Below are 18,907 nucleotides of genomic sequence, written 5' to 3' on the forward strand. Positions count from 1 at the left end.
ACACGAGCGCCCGCACGACTCACATCCGCACCGGTCACACCCGTACCTCTTTCCTCAACGGCAGCCGGACGGTGAACTCGGCGCCCCCGTCCGGGGATTCGGTCACGGCCACCGTGCCGCCGTGGCGGTGCGCCGTCTGCCGGACGAGCGCGAGGCCGAGGCCGCGGCCCGGGCCCTTGCCCGACCAGCCGCGGGCGAACACATCCGTGTCGGCGGGGACACCGGGCCCGTTGTCGGACACGTTCAGAAGCAGTTCGTCGCGCACCACCACCGCCGTGACGGTCACCGCGCCGCCGGGGGTGCCGGTCGCCGCGTCCACGGCGTTGTCGATCAGATTGCCGAGCACGGTGACCAGGTCACGGGCGGGCAGCGTATCCGGTAGCAGCCCGTCGTCAAGCCGGCTGTCGGGGGAGACCTCGAGTTCGACCCCGCGCTCGTTGGCCTGGGCGGCCTTGCCGAGCAGGAGCGCCGCGAGCACCGGTTCGCCGACCGCGGTGACCACCTGGTCGGTGAGCGCCTGGGCCAGTTCCAGCTCGGACGTGGCGAAGTCGACGGCTTCTTCGGCGCGGCCCATCTCGATCAGGGAGACCACGGTGTGCAGCCGGTTCGCGGCCTCGTGCGCCTGGGAGCGCAGCGCCTGTGTGAAGCCGCGTTCGTGGTCGAGTTCGCCGGTCAGGGCCTGCAGTTCGGTGTGGTCGCGCAGGGTGGCGACGGTGCCGCGCCGCTCACCGCCGGAGACCGGTGAGGTGTTGACGACGATCACGCGGTCCGCGGTCAGATACACCTCGTCCACGCGCGGCTCGGTGGCGAGCAGGGCGCCGGTGAGCGGGGCGGGCAGACCGAGGTCGGCGATGTTCAGGCCGACCACCTCGCCCCGCACACCGAGGAGTTCGCGGGCGCCGTCGTTGAGCAGCGCGATCCTGCGCTGTCCGTCGAGCATGAGGAGGCCTTCGCGTACGGCGTGCAGCGCGGCCTGGTGGTAGTCGTGCATACGGCTGAGCTCGGCGGCGTTCATACCGTGGGTGTGCCGCCGGAGCCGGGCGTTGATCACGTACGTGCCGAGGCCGCCGAGCGCGAGGGCGCCGAGTGCGACCGCGAGCAACCCGGTGAGCTGGCGCTGCACCTGGTCGTCGATCTCCTCGATCTTGATGCCGGCGCTGACCAGACCGACGATCCGGCCCCGGTCGTGGACGGGTGTGACGACCCGGACGGAGGGGCCGAGCGTTCCCGTGTACGTCTCGGAGAAGGTCCTGCCGTCGAGCGCGGGCCCGATATGTCCGAGGAACCTGTCGCCGATGTGCTCGGTGTTGGGGTGCGTCCAGCGGATGCCCTTGGTGTCCATGATCGTCACGAAGTCGACGTCGGCGTCCTCACGGACGTCCTCCGCGTACGGCTGCAGGAACATCGTCGGCCGGTCCCCGCTGATCGCCTCCCGCACCGAGGGCGAGTCGGCCACCGCGCGCGCCGCCGCGGTCGCCTGGCGTACGGCCGCGCTCTCCGCCTGGCGGTGCGCGGTGACGTACGCGAACACGGCGCACCCGGCCACGACGACCGCGACGAGCACGACCTGCATCGCGAAGAGCTGGCCCGCGAGCGAGCGCGGCTTCGGTATCCGGGGCATGCCGCCCAGTGTGCCTGCGGATATAAGCGCGAACTAAATGTACGCAAGGGTGACCCCGGTCACGGCCTGATGGATATTCACACCGACCGCCGCCGGGGCAAGGCCCCGAACGCCCGGACCGCGCAGGGGACGGACCGGGCCGGCGGGACTTGAGCCGTAAGTGCAGGGAGGCACCGTGGCAGCCACGACGACAGGCAAGCGGGACAAAACTCACTATCTCTACATCGCCGTGATCGTGGCGGTGGTGCTCGGTATCGCGGTCGGCTTCGCCGCACCGGGTGTCGCCGTGGAGCTGAAGCCCATCGGCACCGGCTTCGTGAACCTGATCAAGATGATGATCTCGCCGATCATCTTCTGCACGATCGTGCTCGGCATCGGTTCGGTGCGCAAGGCCGCCAAGGTCGGTGCCGTCGGCGGTATCGCGCTGCTCTACTTCACCGCCATGTCGATGGTGGCGCTCGCCATCGGCCTGGTCGTCGGCAACATCATCGACCCCGGTACGGGGCTCGCGGTCACCGACTCCGTGGCGGCGACCGGCCATGAGCAGGTCGACGCCGAGGCCAAGGGCACCGAGGAATTCCTGCTCGGCATCATCCCGACCACCCTCGTCTCCGCCTTCACCGGCGGTGAGGTCCTGCAGACCCTGGTCGTCGCACTGCTCGCCGGGTTCGCGCTGCAGGCCATGGGCGACGCGGGCCGGCCGATCCTGCGCGGTGTCGAGCACATCCAGCGCCTGGTCTTCCGCATCCTCGCGATGATCATGTGGGCCGCCCCGATCGGTGCCTTCGGCGCCATCGCCGCCGTCACGGGCTCCGCGGGTCTCGACGCGCTGAAGTCCCTGGCCGTCCTGATGCTCGGCTTCTACATCACCTGCGTCCTGTTCGTCTTCCTGGTGCTCGGTGCGCTGCTGCGGATGGTCGCGGGCCTCAACATCCTGACGCTCTTCAAGTACCTGGGCCGTGAGTTCCTGCTGATCCTGTCCACCTCCTCCTCCGAGTCGGCGCTGCCGCGCCTCATCGCGAAGATGGAGCACATGGGCGTCAGCAAGCCCGTGGTCGGCATCACCGTTCCGACCGGCTACTCCTTCAACCTCGACGGCACCATGATCTACATGACCATGGCCTCGCTGTTCGTCGCCGACGCCATGGGGACGCCGATGTCGATCGGCGAGCAGATCCCGCTGCTCCTCTTCCTGTTCGTCGCCTCGAAGGGCGCCGCCGGTGTCACCGGCGCCGGTCTCGCGACGCTGGCCGGCGGTCTGCAGTCGCACAAGCCCGCCCTGGTGGACGGCATCGGCCTGATCGTCGGCATCGACCGCTTCATGAGCGAGGCCCGCGCCCTGACCAACTTCGCGGGCAACGCGGTGGCCACCGTCCTCATCGGCACCTGGACCAAGGAGATCGACCGCGGCCGCGTCGACGAGGTGCTGAGCGGCCGCGCACCGTTCGACGAGCGCACGCTGCTCGACGACGGGCACGGTGAGCTGGCGCCCGAGGGTGCGAACGTGCCGCTGCAGAAGGGCGGTTCGGAGAAGGAGGGTGCGGCGGTCTGATCCGCCGGCCTTCGCCCGTACGCGTGGCGACCTGAGCCGCTCGCCTGCGCCCGTACGCATACGGAAGCCCGGGGCCTGAACTGGTCCCGGGCTTCCGTGCGTTCGGCAACTGGCCCGGCCCGCCCGCTACTCGCCGCAGCTGAAGTGCTCCGGTGACGTATGGAGTTTGTCGAGGATGCGGCGCAGCGAGGCGAGTTCGCGCTCGGACAGGCCGCCGAACAGCTCCTGCTCCACGGTGTCCAGAGCGGTGTCCGCCTTCCGCAGCCGCTCGGTGCCTTCCGGGGTGATCTCCACGATGTGCCGGCGCCGGTCGGCGGGGTCGCGCCTGCGCTCGACCAGGCCATCGCTCTCCAGGCCGTTGAGCAGTGCGACAAGGACACTCGGGTCCACACCGAGCCCGTCGACGAGCGCCTTCTGGGAGACCGGGCCATCGGTCAGCAGCTGCAGCGTGGCCACATGCCGGGGGCTCAGTCCTGCCGTGGCCACCGCTTTGCGGATCAGCCCGTCGGTGATGTTGCCGTGGTACGCGAGCAGGAAGGCGGGGCGGTAGGTGACCTCTCGAGCTGCCATACGAACACCGTAGCAGGGGCTCTATTGTGGAGCTCTAGAAATCATTGATAGCCTTCAACGATATCGGGCCCTCTACGGTTGAGGGCGCTCGAACACCTTGGGGTGCTCATGTTTCTCGCCTACGTGATCGTCGGTGTCCTGCTCGCCCTCGTCCTGGCCGCGTCCGCGACCTTCACCTTCGCCCGCAACCCCGCCGTCACGGACTCGATGGGCAAGGTGGGCGTACCCGATTCCTGGCTGCCAGGGCTCGCGTCCCTGAAGGCGGCCGGTGCGCTCGGGCTGCTCGCGGGGCTCGCGATCCCGTTCATCGGGACGGCGGCCGCGGTGGGCGTGGTGCTCTACTTCATCGGGGCGGTCATCGCCCATCTGCGCGTCAAGGACTACACGTTCGCGCCGGCCGCGGTGCTCGCGCTCCTCGCCGTCGCGGCGCTCGTGCTGCGGGTGACCTCCTCATGAGCGGCGGCACGCAGGAAGGGTCGGAGCGGAGGGGGTTCGGCCCGTAGGCGGGTTCGGCCCGGAGGGGGTTCGGCCCGTAGGCGGGTCCGGCCCGGAGGGGGTTCGGCCCGTAGGCGGGTTCGGCCCGGAGGGGGTTCGGCCCGTAGGCGGGTCCGGCCCGGAGTCGGGTCCGGTCGGGGGGCGGTCCGGCCAGGGGGCGGTCCGGCTCAGGAGGAGAGTCCGGCGACCAGTGCGGTCGCCCCGGAGGCGGGTACTCCCGCCGCGGTCAGGCTGGTGACCGCGGCGGCGGGGCCCGCCTTCCGCGCGTCCAGATGCCCGTCGTTGACCGCCTGCATCAGGCCGAACAGCACCTGCTCCTGTACGAGGGCGAGTGCGGCGGCGGGCAGCGGCGAGCTGAACACCCCTTTTTCCAGGCCCAGTCGGAGCAGCTCCGTCAGCTGGTCGCGGTGCGGCGCGAGCCGGTCCCTGATGTCCTCCATCGCGCCGCTGCGCTGGGCCAGCGAGACAAGCAGGCGGTAGCGGTCGGCGACCTGCCAGACCGCAAGCGTGCGCCGGGCCAGCGTGCCGGCCGGGTCGTCGCCGCCGCCCGGGGGCTCGGCGGCCAGGGCTTCACCGATGGCCTCGACCGCCCCGTCCGCGAGGGCGATGATCAGCGCCTCGCGGCTCGGGAAGTGCCCGTACACCGTGCGCCGTACGACGCCCGCGGCACGCGCGATCTGGTCCATGGAGGCATCCGGATCGCGCAGCAGCTCGTTGCGCGCGACATCGAGGATGCGGCGGCGGTTGCTGTCGGCGCGGCTGGCGCGGTCCTGGGTCATGTACTCATTTTGCACAGCCCTGTGCAGTGGCGTAAATTGCACACTGCTGTGTAGTTGCACAGCGCTGTGCAAATCGGTGGAGCGGAAAGGCGGCCCGAGTCATGCGGCTGGTCATGAAGGAGCCCGTGGAGAAGATGAGCGGGCCGTACGCCCGCCGCTGGTGGGCCCTGGGTGTGCTCTGTCTGAGCCTGCTGATCATCGTCATGGCGAACACGGCCCTGACCGTCGCGGCCCCGGACATGACCACGTCCCTGCACCTGAGCAGCGCCGATCTGCAGTGGGTCATCGACGGCTACACCGTTCCGTACGCCGCCCTGATGCTGCTGCTCGGCGCGATCGGCGACAAGTACAGCCGCCGGGGCGCCCTGATCCTCGGCCTCGTCGTGTTCGGCGGCGGCGCTGTGGCGGGCTCGCTCGTGGACAGCTCGACCGGAGTGATCGCCGCCCGTGCCGTGATGGGCGTCGGCGCCGCGATGATCATGCCCGCGACGCTCTCGCTGCTCGCGGCGACCTTCCCCAGGCGCGAGCGGGCCAAGGCCATCGTGATGTGGACGGCCACCGCGGGCGTGGCGATCGCGGCCGGACCGCTGGTCGCCGGGCTGCTCCTCGAGCACCACGGCTGGGCCTCGACCTTCCTGATCAACGTGCCGATCGCCGCGCTCGCGATCATCGGCGCGCTCGTCCTCGTACCGCCGTCCAAGGCCGACCACCACGACCGTATCGACTACGTCGGCGGCGTCCTGTCCGTGATCTGGATCGGCGCGCTCGTCTACATGATCATCGAGGGCCCGCACTTCGGCTGGGGCGTCAACGCGATCACGGCGGCGATCGTCGCGGCCGTAGGACTCCTCCTCTTCATCGTCTGGGAACTGCGCCACCCCAAGCCGGTGTTGGACGTGCGCCGATTCGCGCACCGCGGCTTCGCCGGCTCCAACCTCGCCGTCGCACTCTTCTTCCTCGCGGTCTTCGGCGCCTTCTACTTCCTCACGCAGCACCTGCAGTTCGTCCTCGGATACGGGGCGCTCGACACCGGTATCCGCATGCTGCCGCTCGCCGGCGCGGTGTTCGTCGGCTCGGCGCTCACCGGCTGGCTCACCCCGCGCCTGGGTATGCGGGTCACCGTGACCGCGGGCATGGTCGGCGGTACGGCGGCGCTCGCGCTGCTCACGCAGGTGGATGCCGCGTCCTCGTACGGCACGTTCGTGCTGCCGCTGATCCTGCTCGGCATCTCCATCGGGCTCGCGCTCTCGCCTTGCACGGACGCGATCATGGGCTCGTTCCCCGAGGCGGAGCTGGGGGTCGGCGGCGCGGTCAACGACACCTCGCTCGAACTCGGCGGCTCGCTCGGCATCGCGATCCTGGGCTCGGTGCTCGCGGGCACCTACTCCTCGCAGCTCGCCGACGCGACGGCGGGCACGAAGCTCCCCGGTGACGCACTGGCCACCGCCCAGGACTCGGTCGGCGCGGGCTACGGCGTCGCGCAGGGCATCGGCGAGCAGGCGCGGGCCCTCGCGGGCAAGGCGGCCCAGGCCGCGACGCCCGAGCAGGCCGCTCAGCTCAAGGCCCAGGCCGAGCAACTCGCCCATGGAGCAGGGCAGATGGCGGACGCCGTCGGCTCGGCGTTCTCGGGCGCGGTGGCCCACACCAGCCTGGTCGGCGCGGTGATCCTCGGCGTCGGGACGCTCCTCGTGGCGGTGCTGCTGCCGCGCCGCGCGAAGGCGGAGCAGGTGGAAGCGGCGGAGCCGGCACGGGAACGCGCGGGCGTCTGACCTCGTAGGTGTCGGAGCTCGCGAGTGTCCTTGCGGGCGTCCGACCTCGCGAGTCCGACCCCGCGAGTGTCCTTGCTGGCGTCCGACCTCGCGAGTGTCCGACCCCGCGAGTCCGACCCCGCGAGGGTCCGTCCTCGCGGCCGGTCACTCCTGGTGGTCGTGCCACACGTACGCGTGGGCCAGCAACTCCCGTACGGGAACGGCATCCACGGACCCCGGCCCGGTCGGCACGATCACCCGGATCCGAGGGAAATAGTCGAGCAGCACCTGGCGGCAGCGGCCGCACGGGGCGATGACCCCGCGACCGCCGTCGCCGACCGCGACGATCGTGGTCAGCTCGTACGCCCCGGCCGTCGCGGCCGCCCCGATCGTGACCAGCTCGGCGCAGGGGCCGCCGGTGAAGTGGTACACGTTCACACCCGAGACGATCCGGCCGTCGGCCGTGCGTGCGGCCGACGCGACCGTGTGGTTCTCGCCCTTGCACGCACGCTCCGCCAGTTCCGTGGCGGCGTCGACGAGTTCCTGGTCGTGAGCTGAGTCCATCGGGTCACGGTACGCCGCCGGTCGGGCCGTGCACTGCCCGACCGGCGGCCGGGGCTCACCTCATCAGGTGGCGCACGCCCCACCGGCCGGGACCGCGCGGATCGCCGTGATGGTCTGGGTGACCGTCAGCGATCTGCCGGGCGCGAGACCGGTGTTGGGGTTGCCGCTGATGCAGTACCCCATCGTCGTCCAGTTGGTGATGTCCGTGATGGTGATGGCCGGGTCGAACGTACGGGACTCGCCCTGGGCGATCCGCTCGCTGACGAACTCTCCGTATTCGACGTAGCAGACATAGCCCTGCTGGCAGGGCACGGCCTCGGCGGAGTCGGTCGCCGCACCGGCCGGTGTGCCGGTCAGGGCGCCGAGCGCGGCGGCTGTGGACAGGGCGGCTGCGATCCGCAGTCCGGTCTTGTGTCGCATCATGTGGGCCTCCGAGCCGGGATCAGGGAAGGAGCGGGCAGGCGTCGGCCGCGGGAACCGTGGTGATACGGACGGCTCCCGTGTGAACGGACCCGTCGCCCGATGCGCCGGGCGCGATCGCGAAGTTGCGGTCGGCGTCGACACAGAAGGTCGCGTCGGAGTTGTTCGTGTACGTCACGAGATCGACCGGCTTGCTGAAGCTGTACGGCAGCCCGGGCGCGATGTTCGTCGGCAGGACCTGACCCGGGACCTGTACGCAGAGATGGCCGGACGGGCAGGTGAGGGCCGCCGGGCTCACGCCCTGCGCACTGGCCGTGCCCGCGCCCAGTGCGCCGAGTGCGACGAGGAGGGTGCCGGCCGCGGCGATGCGGCGCTTGATGGTGCTTGACATGCGGAAAGGCCTCCACTGAGGGGAGCTGGGGGGTGGGGCCGGAGATCACTGTGCCAGGTCAACTACCCCTTGGCCAGGCTTTGTTGACGATCCGATCATGGAGCCCGCGGGCGCACCCGCGGCGGACGCTTTCCTTGACGCCGGGGTCAAGGATTACCGTCGTACGTATGCGAATCGGCGAGCTGGCCGAGCGGGCCGGGACCACCACGCGCACGCTCAGGTACTACGAGTCACGGGGGCTGCTGCCCGCGCGGCGGGGCAGTAACGGGTACCGGGCGTACGACGAGAGCGATCTGCGTCTGGTCGAGCAGATCAAGGTGCTGCAGGACTTCGGGTTCGGTCTCGAGGAGACCCGGCCGTTCGTGGAGTGTCTGCGGGCCGGGCACCCGGAGGGCGACTCCTGCCCCGCCTCGCTCGCGGTCTACCGGCGCAAGCTCGACGAGCTCGAAGCGCTGATCGGCGAGCTCGAGTCCGTACGGACGAAGGTGCGCGGCCAGCTGGAGCGCGCCGAGGGGGCGCGGGCCCGGCTCGCGGCCGAGGCTCAGACGCCCGGCGGTCCGGATCCGCTGTGCGAGCTCGCCGATGCGACGCCATCCGCACGGAACAAGACGACCATGACAGGGAACAAGGGGTGAGGACCGTGGTGAAGGCCGAAGGTGTACCCGAGGTGACCGACGCGGATTTCGAGCAGGAGGTGCTGAAGGCCGAGCTGCCCGTGCTCGTGGAGTACACGGCCTCCTGGTGCGGACCCTGCCGTCAGCTGGCGCCCGTGCTCAGTGAGATCGCCCGCGAGGAGGGCGAGCGGCTGAAGGTGGTGCAGCTGGATGTGGACGCCAACCCCGGTACGACGACGGCGTACGGCGTCCTGTCGATGCCCACGCTGATGGTGTTCAAGAGCGGTGCGCCGGTGTGGCAGGTGGTCGGCGCACGCCCCAAGCGCAAACTGCTCGCCGAGCTGGCGGACGTGGTCTGACCGCTGAGGGCCGGGGCCCGGCGCGCGCCGCGCCCCGCGCCGCTCAACTTCCGGCGGCCCGGCGGTCGTTGGCGGCCGGCCGTGCCGGCCGCATCTCGCCGCCGTCCGCACTCAGCCCCGCGAGCAGCCGCAGTCCGTCCTCGGTGGGGCTGCCCGGAGGTGCGGAGAGCACGATGAGCTCCATGCCCGACGCGTCGGGCAGCGCGAAGTTCTCCTGGTGCAGTTCGAGCAGTCCGACCAGCGGATGCCGGTACGCCTTGCGGCCATGGGTGCGGGCGCGCACGTCCGCCCGCGCCCACAGGCGGCGGAACCGCTCGCTGCCCATCGCCAACTCGCCGATCAGCGAGGCGAGCCGGGGGTCGTCCGGATACTGGCCGGCGGACAGACGCAGATGTCCGACCACGTCGAGGGTGCACTGCTCCCAGTCCGCGTACAGACCGCGCTCGGCCTCCTCCAGGAAGATGTGCCGGGCGGTGTTCAGGCCCTCCGCCGGCCGCCCGTAGAGCAGCTCGGCCAGCCGGTTCCCCGCCCGCACGTCCATGCGGTGGTCCATGATCAGCGCAGGTGCGTCGGCGACCAGACCGAGCACGCGAAGGAGCTCCGGACGGATCCGTCCGGCCGGCGCCTTCGCACGGCGGCGGCGCTGTCGCGCCAGCCGGTCGAGGTGCTCGCGCTCGGTCTCGTCCAGGCCGAGCACGCGGGCGAGCGCGTCGAGCACCTGCTCGGAGGGCTGCGTGGCGCGCCCCTGCTCCAGGCGTACGTAGTAGTCGACGCTCACTCCCGACAGGTGCGCGACCTCCTCGCGGCGCAGCCCGGCGACCCGCCGGCGGCTGTCCGTGGGGATGCCGACGGCCGCCGGGTCGACCCGGGAGCGCCGCGTCCGCAGAAAGCCCGCCAGATCCTCCGCCGCTCCAAGTCCCGCGTGATCGTCCATGCCTTCGAGTATGGGCTCACCGCTGCGCTTGAAGGTGGCCCTGCCAGTACCAGGAACTCCCGTCCTACGGAAAAGGCGTCCCTGAACACCGGGCGCCGCGGCGTCCAGGATCGAAGCATCCGATCCACCGCACCGATCCGCCGCATCTGAACTGCAGCGGCCGATCCACAGCATCCGATGCGTTCGAAGCCAGGGAGTTCCCATGAAGACGCTGATCGTCCACGCCCACCCCGAGCCGCGGTCCCTCAACAGCTCGCTGAAGGACCTCGCCGTGTCCACCCTCGAGGGCGCCGGGCACGAGGTGCGGGTCAGCGACCTGTACGCGATGGACTGGAAGGCGGCCGTGGACGCCGAGGACTACGGCCTCGACGCGACGAGCCGCCTGAAGGTGGCCGCCGACTCGGGCCGCGCCTTCGAGAACGGCACGCTCGCCGAAGACGTACGCGCCGAGCAGGAGAAGCTGCTGTGGGCGGACACGGTCATCTTCCAGTTCCCGCTGTGGTGGTACTCGATGCCGGCCATCCTCAAGGGCTGGGTGGACCGGGTGTTCACCTACCGCTTCGCGTACGGCGTCGGCGAGCACAGCGAGACCAAGTACGGCGAGCGGTACGGCGAAGGCACCCTCGCGGGCAAGCGGGCCCTGCTGTCGGTGACCATCGGCGGCCCGGAAGCGCACTACGGCCCGCGCGGCATCAACGGACCCATCGACGATCTGCTGTTCCCGATCCAGCACGGGATCCTCTACTACCCGGGCATCGAGTCGCTGCCGCCCTTCGTTCTGTACGGCACCGACCGGATGACCGACGACGAGTTCGGGGACGTGGCCAAGGCCTGGAAGGAGCGGCTGCTCACTCTGGAGTCCACCGAGCCGATCCCGTTCCGCCGGCAGAACTTCGGCGACTACGAGCTGCCGTCCCTGCAGCTGAAGGAGGGCCTGGAACCCGCGGGCCGCACGGGGTTCGGGCTCCACGTGCGGGGCTGAGCGGAAGGGCATGAGCGGAAACAAAAAGCCCCGGACTGTTTGCAGCCGGGGTATTTCCGCGCGTATATTGAGTGTTTCTGTGCGCACAGAAAAGGGCCTCTCCTGGAGGCCCAACGAACACACCATATCGCGCGAGGAGTCGAATTGTCAACGTCCGAAGAGCTGCGAAGCGAGCAGGAATTCGTCGCCCGCGTCTATGCGCGTCTCGGGCAGCTCCAGGCGGCGGCCGAACAGTCCGCCGAGTCGGCGCTTGCGCAGGTCGGGACCGGGCGGCAGGCGCGGCTCGAGCGCGATGTCGCGGTCATCGAGAAGGGCCGTCTGGTCGCCGAGCTGAACGGTGTGGAGAACGGTCTGGTCTTCGGACGCATTGATCTCAATCACCCCGACAATCTGGTCGAGGAACGGGACAACTTTCACATCGGCCGTATCGGAATCCGAGCCGACGACGCGGAGCGGACCCCGATTCTGATCGACTGGCGTGCCGATGTCGCACGGCCTTTCTATCTCGCGACCAGCCATGTGCCGATGGGTCTGCGCCGCCGCCGGCACATCACCATGCAGGGGCATGAGGTTGTCGCACTGCACGACGAGATCCTCGATCTGAGCGACGAGGAGCGCACCGGCTTCGAGGACCCCAACGGCGACGCCGTGCTGCTCGCCGCCCTCAACGCCGCACGTACGGGGCGTATGGGCGACATCGTGCAGACGATCCAGGCCGAGCAGGACCGGATCATCCGCGCACCGCACCAGGGCGTCCTGGTCGTGGAGGGCGGGCCCGGCACCGGCAAGACGGCGGTCGCGCTGCACCGGGCCGCGTATCTGCTCTATGCGCAGCGTGAACTGCTCGCCAAGCGCGCCGTGTTGATCGTCGGACCCAACCCCGCCTTCCTCGGCTACATCGGCGAAGTGCTGCCCTCGCTCGGCGAGACCGGGGTGCTGCTCGCGACGGTCGGTGAGCTCTTTCCCGGAGTGAAGGCAACCGGCGAGGACACCCAGGATGCGGCCGAGGTGAAGGGCCGGGCCTCGATGGCGGAGGTGCTCGCTTCGTACGTACGCGATCACCAGTCAGTGCCCGACACGGTCCTCGAGGTCGACCACGAGGACCACGGCACGCTGCTCGTCGACCGTGCGATGGCCGAGGAGGCGAGGACGGCGGCGCGCGAGATGCAGTTGCCGCACAATCTGGCCCGGCCGTACTTCGCGTTCCGGATCATCGACGCCCTGACGGAGCAGCTCGTCGAGCGCATCGGCGCGGACCCCTTCGGCGGTCCGAACCTGCTCGGCCCGGACGACATCGCCCAGCTCGGCAAGGACGTCGCGACCAGCGCCGCGGTACACGGTGCGATCGCGGACCTCTGGCCGGAGCTCACCCCGCAGCGGCTGGTGCGTGAGTTCCTCGCCGATCCGGTCGGTTATCTCCCGGACGCCGACGCCGAGTCGATCCGGCGCCAGGGCGGGCCGTGGACCTCCGCCGACATCCCGCTCCTGGACGAGGCCGCGGAACTGCTCGGCGTCGACGACTCGGCCGAGCGCGCCCGCCAGGAGGCCGAACGCCAGCGCCGCATCGAATACGCGCAGGGCGTCCTCGACCTCTCGTTCGCCTCGCGTACCTATGAGTTCGAGGACAAGGAGGAGCTCGACGAGGATGCCGCCGAGGTGCTCTCCGCGCACGACATCATCGACGCCGAGCGGATGGCCGAGCGCCAGGAGGAGGCCGATCTGCGCAGCGCCGCGGAGCGGGCCGCGGCGGACCGGACCTGGGCCTTCGGGCACATCATCGTGGACGAGGCGCAGGAGCTGTCGGCGATGGCGTGGCGGCTCCTGATGCGCCGCTCGCCCACCAAGTCGATGACGCTGGTGGGCGATCCGGCGCAGACCGGGGACGCCGCGGCGCTCGGCTCATGGTCGTCGATCCTCGCGCCGTACGTGGGCGACCGCTTCGAGCATGTACGGCTGCGCGTCAACTACCGCACTCCGTCAGAGGTGATGGACCTCGCCGCGGCCGTCCTTCGCAGCATCCACCCGGGCCTCGAACCGCCGCGTTCCGTGCGGTCGACGGGTGTGGCGCCGCGCTTCGTCCCCGTATCGGCGTCGGAACTCGCCTCGCGTGCAGGTCAGTTGGTGTCCGAGTTCCTGCCCGACGAGGGCCGCCTCGCGGTCATCGCCCCGCGCGAGCTCCACGAGGAGCTGGCCGCGCATCTGCCGGGGGTGACACCCGGCGGTGACCCGGACCTGACGCACCGCGTGGTGCTGCTCGACGCACGGCAGTCGAAGGGCCTGGAGTTCGACTCCGTCCTCGTGGTCGAGCCGGGGGCCCTGCACGCCTCGGATCTGTACGTGGCGCTCACCCGGGCCACGCAGACGCTCGGGGTCCTGCACAGCGCCGAACTGCCGGACGGGCTGCGGGCGATGTCCTAGACGGATGCCCGGTTTGGGCGGAGGCCGGAGCCGGATGCGTTGTCACAGCCGGGTGGCAGCATGCGGGTATGACCGAACAGCTGGACGAACTTCTGGAAGATCCACGGCAGTTGCTGGACGCCGGGCGCGCGGCCGTGCGCGCGCACCTGGAGGAGGGGGCCGACGGGACGGGGCGCGAGGTCTTCCTCCAGGCCGAGGCGGTATTCGGTGGCGCGGACGTGCCGCGCGCCGAGTTCGCCGCCTGGCTGCACTTCGCCGCGAAGATGCTCGGCGAGCACGCGTACGCAGAGCGGATCGCCGCCGCCGAGCCGGGGATGCCGTGGCGGACGGTCTGGGCCTGGTGGCGCCCGGTGAACGGGTTCGTGGCGCAGCCGAGTCTGACCGGCTACGACGGATACGAACGACGCCACCGGCACGGGGACCGGGAGCTCATCGAAGTCCGTACGGACTTCGGCCAGGTGCGGATCTGGCTGGACGAGGCGACGGGCCGCCCGGTCCCCGTACCGGACCCCGCCGCACTGAGTTCCGCGTCCTCGGTGGATCCCGCGGACGACGTCCCCGATCTGGCCGACCTGGCGCTCACCGCCCCCGAATGCTGGGAGAACGCGGCGACCGTCACGGTCGTGGACGGCCGCACGCGCCATCTCGTCGAGAGCGTGCACGGCCTCGCGATGATCGAGACGGACCCGAAGGTGCTCGGTGACTGGCCGCGCGGCGAGATCGACTGGTCGTCGGCCGAGGAGGGCTCGCCCGGGCCCGAGCCCCGGCCGGTGCGGCCCACGGGCCCGCTCACCACGGCCCGCCTCGTCGAGGCCTTCGGCGAGCAGAAGGTGCTCCGGGTTCCCGAGGCGGAGCTGCCCGATGCCGTCGAGCACGCGGCGAGCCGGGCCTTTCTGCGGGACGTCGGCGTCCCCGCGTACTGGGCCTGCCACGGCGCGGAGTTCGAGCTGCTCCCGCCCGACGCCTGGGAGTCGCCCGCCGAGGGCGCCCTGGCACAGGACGGGCTGCCGGAGGGCATGGCGGCCGATGATCTTCTGGTCTTCGCCGGGACCGACTACGGCAAGGTGTATCTGCACCGCCGCGAAGGCTCCGTCCACATCTGGACCAACACCACCAGGCCGGGAGGAGTGGGCGGTCACTTCCTGATCCGGATCGCGCCCGGCCTGGACGTCTTCACCCGCTGCCTGGAGGCGGTCCACCGTTACCGCAACGCCTGTTGGCACCCGTATCCCGATGAAGGCGACCAGGAGGATCTGGCCCAGGTGTACTTGGCGGAGATGGAGGAGCTGGCCCCCGGCCTCTTCGAGCCGGGCACCCCGAGCGGCGAGCTGTGGAGCTGGCTGTACGCGGGGATCACCGAGTTGAGCGAGGACGGGTTCTGAGCCATGTGGGGTGGTGCGGGCCCGGTAGCCGGGCCCGCAGTCCCTCCGTCTCCTTCAGAGAGCGGCTCCTCCGTCTCACGCCGGCCGCAGCCACACCGTCGACAGCGGTGGCAGGACGAGCCGCAGGCTCGCCGGGCGGCCGTGCGCGCCCACCGGGTCGGGCTTCAGGGATCCGGGGGTGGCCACGCCGCCGCCGCCGTACGCGGCCGCGTCGGTGTTCAGGACCTCCTGCCAGGCGGGCACTTCCTCGGGCACGCCGAGCCGGTAGTCGTGCCGGACGACGGGCGAGAAGTTGGACACGGCGAGCAGCGGTGAGCCCTCGGTGTCGTAGCGCAGGAACGCGAAGACGTTGTCCTCGGCCGCATCGCCCTCCACCCAGGCGAAGCCCCCGGGATCGGTGTCGCGCTGCCACAGGGCCGGTGTCGTGCGGTACACCGAGTTGAGGTCGCGGACCAGGTCCCGTACCCCGCGGTGGTCCGGTTCGGCCCCGTACCCGGGATCGAGCAGCCACCAGTCGGGCCCGTGCGCCTCCGACCACTCGGCGCCCTGGGCGAACTCCTGGCCCATGAAAAGGAGTTGCTTGCCGGGGTGCGCCCACATGAAGCCGAGATACGCACGGTGGGTGGCGCGCTGCTGCCACCAGTCGCCGGGCATCTTCGAGACGAGTGAACGCTTGCCGTGCACGACCTCGTCGTGCGAGATCGGCAGCACGTAGTTCTCGCTGTACGCGTACACCATCGAGAAGGTCATCTCGTTGTGGTGGTGCTTGCGGTGGACCGGCTCGTGCTGGACGTAGCCGAGCGAGTCGTGCATCCAGCCCATGTTCCACTTCAGGCCGAAGCCGAGGCCGCCGAAGCCGCCGGGGCCCTGGTGGTGGGTCGCGCGGGTCACGCCGTCCCAGGCCGTGGACTCCTCGGCGATCGTGACCACGCCCGGTACGCGGCGGTAGAGGGTCGCGTTCATCTCCTGGAGGAAGGCCACCGCGTCAAGGTTCTCCCGGCCGCCGTGCACGTTCGGTGTCCACTGGCCCTGTTCGCGGGAGTAGTCGAGGTAGAGCATCGAGGCGACCGCGTCCACGCGCAGGCCGTCGATGTGGAACTCCTCGCACCAGTACAGGGCGTTGGCCACCAGGAAGTTGCGGACCTCGTTGCGGCCGTAGTCGAACTCCAGGGTGCCCCAGTCGGGGTGCGCGGCGCGGAGCGGGTCCTCGTGCTCGTACAGCGGACGGCCGTCGAACTCCGCGAGCGCCCAGTCGTCGCGCGGGAAGTGCGCGGGCACCCAGTCCATCAGGACGCCGATACCGGCCCGGTGCAGCGCGTCGACCAGGTACTTGAAGTCGTCCGGGGTGCCGAGCCGCGCGGTCGGCGCGTAGAAGCCGGTGACCTGGTAACCCCAGGAGCCGCCGAACGGGTGCTCGGCGACCGGCATCAGCTCGACATGGGTGAAGCCCAAGTCCTGCACGTACGCCGGGAGTTGCTCGGCGAGCTGGCGGTACGTGAGTCCCGGGCGCCACGAGGCCAGGTGCACCTCGTACACGGAGAACGGGCTTTCGTGCGCGGCCCGCTCGGTCCGGCGCGTGATCCACTCCTCGTCGTCCCACGCGTGGTGCGAGCGGTGGATGACCGAGGAGTTGGCCGGGGGCACCTCCGTGCGCCGGGCCATCGGGTCGGCGCGGAAGGTCATCGAGCCGTCGGGCCGGGTGATCTGGAACTTGTAGAGCTCGCCCTCGCCGATTCCCGGTACGAACAGTTCCCAGATCCCCGACGAGCCGAGGGACCTGAGCGGGAAGCCGGTGCCGTCCCAGTAGTTGAAGTTCCCGACGACCCGCACCCCCTGCGCGTTGGGCGCCCATACGGTGAAGCGGGTCCCGGCCACGTCCTGGTGGGTCATCGGCTCGGCGCCGAGCACCTTCCACAGCTCCTCGTGGCGGCCCTCGCCGATCAGGTGCAGATCGAACTCGCCGATCGCGGGCAGGAAGCCGTACGGGTCGGGGGTCTCGAAGTCGTTGTCCTCGTACGAGACGACCAGGCGGTAGTCGGGGACGGACCGCAGGGGCAGGACTCCGGAGAAGAACCCGCCGCCGTCGTCGTCCAGTTGGGCCCGCAGCCCCTCGGTGACCACCGTCACCTGCCGGGCGTACGGACGCAGCACACGGAACACCACACCGTCGGGGTGCGGATGCGCGCCGAGCACGGAGTGCGGATCGTGATGGGTGCCCGCGAGGAGGCGGTCGCGGTCGGTGAAGGGCAGCGCCGAGGGCGCCTGGGGCGGCGGTTCGGGTGCGATCGGCCCGGACGCGGCGGACAGGGGCTTCCTCGCGGCGGGCAGCTTCGCGACGGGCTTCTTGCCCGGGGATTTCGCCGTCACGGTCTGCTTGGTGGCGGTCTGCTTGGTGGCGGCCTTCTTCGCGGCGGCCTTCTTCGCCACCGCCTTCTTCCCCACGGACGGCTTCCCCGTCGTCGCCGCCTTCTTCGTCGCCGCCTTCTTCGACTGCCGGGGGACGGCCGCCTCGTCCGGCGCGGCCTTCCCTGCGCCCCTCTTCGCGGACCGGACGGGCTTCTCGGGGGGCTGGGGCTCGGGTGGGCGCGTACTCACGGGTGAGGCCTCCTCGGGGGGCTTACGGACGTGTCGTACGGGGGAGTTCAGCGGTGGGGCGGGCCGACGGACGTATCCGCCAGCCGTCGGATCGCCGCCATCGGGACCGGCAGCCAGTCGGGCCGGTGGCGGGCTTCGTACAGGAGCTCGTACACGGCCTTGTCGGTCTCGAAGGCGCGGAGGAGGGCGGGATACGCGTACGGATCGCCGCCCCCGCCGGCCGCGTACCCGGCGCAGTACGCCGCACGGCAGTCCTCGGCCCAGCCGGGGGCCCAGGGCTGGTGCGAGCGCGCCGCGTAGTCGAAGGACCGCAGCATGCCCGCCACATCCCGCACCGCGGGCTGGGGTTTGCGCCGCTCGGCCAGCGGCCGGGCCGGTTCGCCCTCGAAATCGATCAGGTTCCAGGAGCCGTCGGCCGTCCGCAGGCACTGGCCGAGATGCAGATCGCCGTGCACCCGCTGGGCGAACAGGTCGTCGGTGTCCGGGAGTTCCCGCAGTTCCTCGAACGCGGTCCCGAGCGAGGAGACGTAGGGCCGCAGCATCGGTACGTCCTGGGCCGTGGCCCGCAGCCGTTCCAGCATCGCGTCCGCGATCTGCGCCCGCTGCGGGGGACCGAGCGAGACCGTCGGCGCGGCGCTCGCGAGCGCCGCGTGCACCTCCGCGGTCGCCCGGCCGAGCGCATGCGCTTCCGTACGGAAGTCGTCGCCCTTGGCCAGGGTCCGCAACGCCAGCTCCCAGCCGTCCTCGGCCCCGGCGAGAAACGGCTGGAGCACCCCGAGCGTCAGCGGCTCCGTGCCTTCGAGCTCCGCGGTGCACCAGGCGGCCGGCGCCGGCACCCGGGAGCAGCCTTCGCGGGCCAGCAGCAGGGGGAGTTCCAGGTCGGGGTTGACGCCGGGGACCACCCGGCGCAGGAGCTTCAGGATGAACCTTTCGCCGTATACCAGCGAGGAGTTGGACTGCTCGGTGCCGAGCATCCGGGGCGCCAGGCCCTCCGGTATCGCGACGCCGGGTGCCTGCTCGAACCGGAGGACTCCGCTGCGGCCGGGTGTCCGTAACCGTTCGAGGAGCAGCGTGGCGACCCGCGGGTCGTGCAGCCCCTCGTACACCGCGTACCCGGCGAGCGGCCCGTGCTCGGGGTGGCCGATCAGGGCCGGGGCGAGATGCGGTGGCAGTGTGCGGCGGATCCCGAGCAGCAGCTGATAGCAGTCGCCGGGCCCCGGGGTGGACTCTCCTTGTGCGGGCACGGTCGGCTGCTGCGCCCGTACGAGCAGATGCAGCAGACCGGAGGGCAGGAGTTCGGTCGACGCCACCAGCGAGAACCCCGTGACCGGCCGCCCCTTGCCCGCGAACCAGCGCTGCCGCGGCAGCCAGGCGCGCAGCAGGGGATCGAGCGAGGCGAGCAGATCGGTCCGGGCGCTCTCGTACCCGGCGGCCGGGCGGATGACGGCTTCCGACATGGCGTGCTTCCTTTCCCCGTACGGGT

The 18,907-nt window shown here is 70.9% G+C and carries 17 protein-coding genes; 8 read left to right on the forward strand and 9 right to left on the reverse strand.

Annotated features, from left to right (window positions below; genetic code table 11):
* Positions 1-34: 34 nt before the first annotated feature.
* A complete protein-coding gene (locus ABT367_RS04030) occupies positions 35-1,621 on the reverse strand; it encodes a sensor histidine kinase (protein WP_352249320.1) in 1,587 nt (528 codons plus the stop codon).
* Between the two features lie 175 nt (positions 1,622-1,796).
* On the opposite strand from ABT367_RS04030, the gene ABT367_RS04035 reads away from it, so the two are divergent.
* A complete protein-coding gene (locus tag ABT367_RS04035) occupies positions 1,797-3,173 on the forward strand; it encodes a cation:dicarboxylate symporter family transporter (protein ID WP_352249321.1) in 1,377 nt (458 codons plus the stop codon).
* Positions 3,174-3,299: 126 nt separating this feature from the next.
* Here ABT367_RS04035 and ABT367_RS04040 read toward each other — a convergent pair whose 3' ends face one another.
* Positions 3,300-3,743, reverse strand: coding sequence for a MarR family winged helix-turn-helix transcriptional regulator (locus ABT367_RS04040; protein WP_352249323.1), 444 nt, complete (start codon positions 3,741-3,743; stop codon positions 3,300-3,302).
* A gap of 108 nt (positions 3,744-3,851) precedes the next feature.
* On the opposite strand from ABT367_RS04040, the gene ABT367_RS04045 reads away from it, so the two are divergent.
* Positions 3,852-4,199 carry a DoxX family protein gene (locus tag ABT367_RS04045; RefSeq protein ID WP_352249324.1) on the forward strand — a complete coding sequence of 116 codons (348 nt, stop codon included), beginning with the start codon at positions 3,852-3,854 and terminating at the stop codon, positions 4,197-4,199.
* 206 nt (positions 4,200-4,405) lie between these two features.
* On the opposite strand, the gene ABT367_RS04050 is transcribed toward ABT367_RS04045, so the two are convergent.
* On the reverse strand, positions 4,406-5,017 hold the full coding sequence (locus ABT367_RS04050; protein WP_352249326.1) for a TetR/AcrR family transcriptional regulator: 612 nt from the start codon (positions 5,015-5,017) through the stop codon (positions 4,406-4,408).
* Between the two features lie 101 nt (positions 5,018-5,118).
* Here ABT367_RS04050 and ABT367_RS04055 point away from each other — a divergent pair, with 101 nt between their 5' ends.
* Positions 5,119-6,786: an MFS transporter gene (locus ABT367_RS04055; protein WP_352249328.1), complete on the forward strand. Its 1,668-nt coding sequence runs from the start codon at positions 5,119-5,121 to the stop codon at positions 6,784-6,786.
* Between the two features lie 144 nt (positions 6,787-6,930).
* Here ABT367_RS04055 and ABT367_RS04060 read toward each other — a convergent pair whose 3' ends face one another.
* The 3 genes from ABT367_RS04060 to ABT367_RS04070 all read right to left on the reverse strand — a co-directional run bounded on the left by ABT367_RS04060 (position 6,931) and on the right by ABT367_RS04070 (position 8,140).
* On the reverse strand, positions 6,931-7,329 hold the full coding sequence (locus ABT367_RS04060) for a cytidine deaminase family protein (protein ID WP_352249330.1): 399 nt from the start codon (positions 7,327-7,329) through the stop codon (positions 6,931-6,933).
* A gap of 63 nt (positions 7,330-7,392) precedes the next feature.
* Complete coding sequence (locus ABT367_RS04065) at positions 7,393-7,752, reverse strand: hypothetical protein (protein ID WP_352249332.1); 360 nt, start codon at positions 7,750-7,752, stop codon at positions 7,393-7,395.
* 19 nt (positions 7,753-7,771) lie between these two features.
* Positions 7,772-8,140: a hypothetical protein gene (locus ABT367_RS04070; protein WP_352249333.1), complete on the reverse strand. Its 369-nt coding sequence runs from the start codon at positions 8,138-8,140 to the stop codon at positions 7,772-7,774.
* A 167-nt stretch (positions 8,141-8,307) separates the two neighbouring features.
* On the opposite strand from ABT367_RS04070, the gene ABT367_RS04075 reads away from it, so the two are divergent.
* Both ABT367_RS04075 and trxA read left to right on the forward strand, forming a co-directional pair.
* A complete protein-coding gene (locus ABT367_RS04075) occupies positions 8,308-8,775 on the forward strand; it encodes a MerR family transcriptional regulator (protein ID WP_352249335.1) in 468 nt (155 codons plus the stop codon).
* A gap of 5 nt (positions 8,776-8,780) precedes the next feature.
* Complete coding sequence (trxA, locus tag ABT367_RS04080) at positions 8,781-9,113, forward strand: thioredoxin (RefSeq protein ID WP_352249337.1); 333 nt, start codon at positions 8,781-8,783, stop codon at positions 9,111-9,113.
* 43 nt (positions 9,114-9,156) lie between these two features.
* Here trxA and ABT367_RS04085 read toward each other — a convergent pair whose 3' ends face one another.
* Complete coding sequence (locus tag ABT367_RS04085) at positions 9,157-10,047, reverse strand: helix-turn-helix transcriptional regulator (protein ID WP_352249339.1); 891 nt, start codon at positions 10,045-10,047, stop codon at positions 9,157-9,159.
* 202 nt (positions 10,048-10,249) lie between these two features.
* Here ABT367_RS04085 and ABT367_RS04090 point away from each other — a divergent pair, with 202 nt between their 5' ends.
* From ABT367_RS04090 to ABT367_RS04100, 3 genes are all read left to right on the forward strand, one after another.
* Positions 10,250-11,029: an NAD(P)H-dependent oxidoreductase gene (locus ABT367_RS04090; protein WP_352249341.1), complete on the forward strand. Its 780-nt coding sequence runs from the start codon at positions 10,250-10,252 to the stop codon at positions 11,027-11,029.
* 162 nt (positions 11,030-11,191) lie between these two features.
* Complete coding sequence (locus ABT367_RS04095; RefSeq protein WP_352249438.1) at positions 11,192-13,447, forward strand: HelD family protein; 2,256 nt, start codon at positions 11,192-11,194, stop codon at positions 13,445-13,447.
* Positions 13,448-13,515: 68 nt separating this feature from the next.
* Positions 13,516-14,829 (forward strand): SUKH-4 family immunity protein, encoded by a 1,314-nt coding sequence (locus ABT367_RS04100; protein ID WP_352249343.1) that lies wholly within the window; start codon positions 13,516-13,518, stop codon positions 14,827-14,829.
* Positions 14,830-14,904: 75 nt separating this feature from the next.
* On the opposite strand, the gene glgB is transcribed toward ABT367_RS04100, so the two are convergent.
* Together glgB and ABT367_RS04110 are read right to left on the reverse strand one after the other, a co-directional pair.
* Positions 14,905-17,424, reverse strand: a complete 2,520-nt coding sequence (glgB, locus tag ABT367_RS04105; protein WP_434975393.1) for a 1,4-alpha-glucan branching enzyme — start codon at positions 17,422-17,424, stop codon at positions 14,905-14,907.
* 47 nt (positions 17,425-17,471) lie between these two features.
* Entirely contained in the window at positions 17,472-18,881 is a 1,410-nt protein-coding gene (locus tag ABT367_RS04110; protein ID WP_352249345.1) for a maltokinase N-terminal cap-like domain-containing protein, read from the reverse strand.
* Positions 18,882-18,907: the final 26 nt, after the last annotated feature.

Origin of the sequence: Streptomyces mesophilus (genome assembly GCF_040300965.1) — a bacterium.
Taxonomy (GTDB): domain Bacteria; phylum Actinomycetota; class Actinomycetes; order Streptomycetales; family Streptomycetaceae; genus Streptomyces; species Streptomyces mesophilus_A.

What these genes read in the sequence shown, in the direction of transcription:
- ABT367_RS04090 (WP_352249341.1), top strand. Translation starts at nt 10,250, where the DNA reads ATGAAGACGCTGATCGTCCACGCCCACCCCGAGCCGCGGTCCCTCAAC.
- ABT367_RS04110 (WP_352249345.1), bottom strand. Translation starts at nt 18,881, where the DNA reads ATGTCGGAAGCCGTCATCCGCCCGGCCGCCGGGTACGAGAGCGCCCGG.
- ABT367_RS04070 (WP_352249333.1), bottom strand. Translation starts at nt 8,140, where the DNA reads ATGTCAAGCACCATCAAGCGCCGCATCGCCGCGGCCGGCACCCTCCTC.
- ABT367_RS04085 (WP_352249339.1), bottom strand. Translation starts at nt 10,047, where the DNA reads ATGGACGATCACGCGGGACTTGGAGCGGCGGAGGATCTGGCGGGCTTT.
- ABT367_RS04100 (WP_352249343.1), top strand. Translation starts at nt 13,516, where the DNA reads ATGACCGAACAGCTGGACGAACTTCTGGAAGATCCACGGCAGTTGCTG.
- ABT367_RS04030 (WP_352249320.1), bottom strand. Translation starts at nt 1,621, where the DNA reads ATGCCCCGGATACCGAAGCCGCGCTCGCTCGCGGGCCAGCTCTTCGCG.
- ABT367_RS04075 (WP_352249335.1), top strand. Translation starts at nt 8,308, where the DNA reads ATGCGAATCGGCGAGCTGGCCGAGCGGGCCGGGACCACCACGCGCACG.
- ABT367_RS04050 (WP_352249326.1), bottom strand. Translation starts at nt 5,017, where the DNA reads ATGACCCAGGACCGCGCCAGCCGCGCCGACAGCAACCGCCGCCGCATC.
- ABT367_RS04060 (WP_352249330.1), bottom strand. Translation starts at nt 7,329, where the DNA reads ATGGACTCAGCTCACGACCAGGAACTCGTCGACGCCGCCACGGAACTG.
- ABT367_RS04065 (WP_352249332.1), bottom strand. Translation starts at nt 7,752, where the DNA reads ATGATGCGACACAAGACCGGACTGCGGATCGCAGCCGCCCTGTCCACA.
- ABT367_RS04040 (WP_352249323.1), bottom strand. Translation starts at nt 3,743, where the DNA reads ATGGCAGCTCGAGAGGTCACCTACCGCCCCGCCTTCCTGCTCGCGTAC.
- ABT367_RS04055 (WP_352249328.1), top strand. Translation starts at nt 5,119, where the DNA reads ATGCGGCTGGTCATGAAGGAGCCCGTGGAGAAGATGAGCGGGCCGTAC.
- ABT367_RS04045 (WP_352249324.1), top strand. Translation starts at nt 3,852, where the DNA reads ATGTTTCTCGCCTACGTGATCGTCGGTGTCCTGCTCGCCCTCGTCCTG.